Consider the following 3,129-nt stretch of genomic DNA (forward strand, 5'->3'; position numbering starts at 1 on the left):
TCGCTTGGCTTAAAGATACGTTGGAAAAACTCCCTACCTGTAAAAATAATCGTATTGATGAATTGCTGCCGTTGCGATTGAATTCGTCAAATCACTGATTGTTTAGGTGGATCTGTCGGACGCATACATTTAAGAAAATCAATAGATGGTTTGTAAATCATCCAAACACAATATGCATTACTCTCACCAAGGAAAAATTCATTCTCCTTGATGTTTTTAACATTCAATGATTCTCCCGGAATTATGTAGCAACCGCACAAGCTGAATAATCAATGAGTTAGGTAATGGTTGCCGAATTGAAACCTAAATACTTGAACTATATGGCAGTGTTTTTATGTAACCTTCCATAAACTTCCAGTCTGGCTTGCCTGCCTTCGTTACAGGTAGGCGAATCACAGAAGTTTTCATGCGCTCCAAGTGCCATTTGCGACCATAGTTAAATCGGAATTTTTCAAACCGAATCAGTGCGCAAAGAAACAGTCCAATTTCTGGAGATATTTCAAATAATGGATACAAAACGTTCACGTCGTCCGTAGCCCAGAAGTTAGTTGTTTGGTAAAAGGCTTCTGCAACTGACCCATTGTATGCAACAGATATTGTCTTTCCGCGATGAATCGCAAGCTGTCCTACAAACGCAGTAATACCATTTTGTGAGTCTGTTGAACCGATGTATGGCGTTGTCCCAGGTAACATATCAGCTTTAGTGAGTCTCTTTCCTTTTTTTATTTTGAATAACTGCTGTAGCTCAAAAGGCTTCCAATCCAACGCGGTCAATGGTGCTGGCATTGCAGTTATGCAAGGCCGTGCAGCTCCTTCGTAAAGACTTATGTCAGTCGCCTTAACCCAAGCCGGAATGTCTTGAATCTCTGGCAGCATGATATCCCGTAGAGTTCGGTTAGCTTGACGCCCGTAGTTATATCTGTACTTGTTGGCACGTATGCACGCGCAGTAATATAATTTCTGGACAGTGCTCATCTCAAACTTGGGAACCAGATAATATAAATCTCGGCCTGAATAAAAAGGTTCCGGTTGTAGAAAAGTTTCCAATACTGATCCGCCCCCCGCCACCGTAAGTACGCCAGAAGGGATAGGATTTAATCCTTCTATGGGAGCCACGGTAGCTGAAATTCCGTTATTTTTTGCAGTCCTGGATACGAAGTTAATCCCGTTCGTCATTGGCGTGAGCCGATTTAGTTCCAAATTTACACCATAATGCACATCGAACAGGTCGGAAAGCTTAATCATCTACCGAGTCCTCTACATCATCACTGGTGACATCAGGTGGCGCTCCCAACAGCTTAAACATGGCGTAGTTACGCACAACCGTCTCAAAATCGGATTGTGAGAGCATGGAATAATCTGTCTCCATATATGCTTCCGCACACCACTCGTCGCTGTGCGTAACGTGCTGCATTACACTTTCGCCAGCATGAATTTCACGATTACGAAACATTTCAACCCAACGGTCACGAACTTCAGGCCATTTCTCATACTGGTCAATGCGACCTTTATTTTTTGTCTTGATAAAACCGTCATCTTTCCAATACCCAAACCACGTTTTTTTTCCTGACTGTTTATGTGGAATAGCAGATGTCCAAACCATGATGCAAGTGACTGTGCCAACTGGGTAAAATAACTCTCCTGGCATCGACATAACAGCCTCAAGGGTGTGATGTTTCATCAGTTCTTCACGCGCAGGGCTGGGTGAAATAGCGCAAGACATCGGCACGATCGCAATTCCGGTGCCGCCACGCCTCAAGCAATCTAGCATTTGTTTTACAAAATACAGTTCGTGCAGCTCGGCATCACTTTTGGATTGCGCATACGGTGGATTGAGCATACCGATGGTGGGTTTTGATTTTTTGACGGCGGCAATTATGTCGTCATCAAAGCAGCTACTTTGATGTAAATTAGCTTTGCCATCACCGCGTAAAATCATATTGCTGGCCGCCAGCGCAAACATTTTCGGGTTGTTTTCAATACCGATAAGCCTATTTTGCTTAATATCCATGCGCTCTGCATCGGTAACTGCTTGTTTTAGCATGTGCTGCATTGCCGAAATGAGAAAGCCGCAAGTCCCAGCACAAATATCTAAAACCACATCTTTAGGGCCAACATTGGTTAACAACGAAAACAACTCTGCGATATGGCGCGGCGTAAGCACTATTCCCAAAGCTTTTTTGTCGCCAGCAGTGTATTTCAGAAATTCGCCGTAAAATTGACCTACAACATCAAAGTCGTGATAAATATTGATGTACGGCCAAACGTTGTCGTTAATTCTTGAGATGATTTCCTTGAAAACCCCATCGGGATATTCTTTCGCTAGCCGGGTATCTGGCTTGGCTAAGTTTGGGTGTACTGCAATCGTGGAGTACGGCTGAATCATCGTATCTTTTTTTCCTTGCGGAATATTGGACTTGTCCAGCTCCTTCTTGATCGCTCCAAGCCATGATTCCTGCAAATCGTCCGCAGGCAGCGCTGCGAAGGTTTTTCCAAAAGCTGAATTCATCAGCGCAATCAAAGTGCCACTTACGAGCAGGGGCTTATCTTCTTCTGATACCTTGGCTTTTGTCCAAATTAATTCGTGCAGCTCACGAGAGAACGAAAGCAAGTCAGCATGGCGTTTCTTCGCTACATCTGGGTCAAACGATGACAAGCGGTAGTAATCCTCAAATGGAATCAGCTCCTTTACTACAGAGCCGGACTCATTTACTAAATCTTTAGGCTTGGCAGCACCGGCAGGGTACAAAAAATTTGAAATTTTTAGTGCGCTTTTTGTTGCGCCACTGACCGCGATGGCTACAACCGTGTAATGCTTAGCTAAATGCTTGGCGTAATGTAGAACACCATCTACAGCGAATTCCATAGCCTTATTGCGGCCAGGACTTTCATGCTTTTTCACATCTGGTTTACACTCGAAAACAATAAGGAAATTAACATCTTTTTTGTTTGAGATGATGAACTCAGGGTAGCCTGAGTTGCCTTTTCCGTTTTTACTCGCTTTTGACAGTAAGCTTTTAATTTTTGCAATTTCGGATTTCTGTTCTTCTACCGTAATGCCATTGTCTTGGCCGTAGTATTCATAACTCCGCAACTTATCACGAACAAGATTTTCAGTTATACGTTCGC

The 3,129-nt window shown here is 43.4% G+C and carries 3 protein-coding genes; 1 reads left to right on the forward strand and 2 read right to left on the reverse strand.

Features of this window, described 5'->3' with window-relative positions:
- Positions 1–98, forward strand: a 98-nt coding sequence (locus ACO0K1_RS18545; RefSeq protein ID WP_423027520.1) for a transposase domain-containing protein, incomplete at its 5' end; no start/stop codon positions are given.
- 205 nt (positions 99–303) lie between these two features.
- On the opposite strand, the gene ACO0K1_RS18550 is transcribed toward ACO0K1_RS18545, so the two are convergent.
- Both ACO0K1_RS18550 and ACO0K1_RS18555 read right to left on the reverse strand, forming a co-directional pair.
- Positions 304–1,245 (reverse strand): restriction endonuclease subunit S, encoded by a 942-nt coding sequence (locus tag ACO0K1_RS18550; protein ID WP_423028434.1) that lies wholly within the window; start codon positions 1,243–1,245, stop codon positions 304–306.
- On the reverse strand, positions 1,238–3,129 hold a 1,892-nt coding region (locus tag ACO0K1_RS18555; RefSeq protein ID WP_423028436.1), incomplete at its 5' end, for an HsdM family class I SAM-dependent methyltransferase. The genes ACO0K1_RS18550 and ACO0K1_RS18555, both read right to left, overlap by 8 nt.

The sequence above is a fragment of the Undibacterium sp. SXout20W genome, assembly GCF_049340285.1.
GTDB lineage: Bacteria > Pseudomonadota > Gammaproteobacteria > Burkholderiales > Burkholderiaceae_D > Undibacterium.

Bases quoted from the DNA above. Each gene is read 5' to 3' on its own strand.
- ACO0K1_RS18550 (WP_423028434.1), bottom strand. From the start codon at position 1,245: ATGATTAAGCTTTCCGACCTGTTCGATGTGCATTATGGTGTAAATTTG.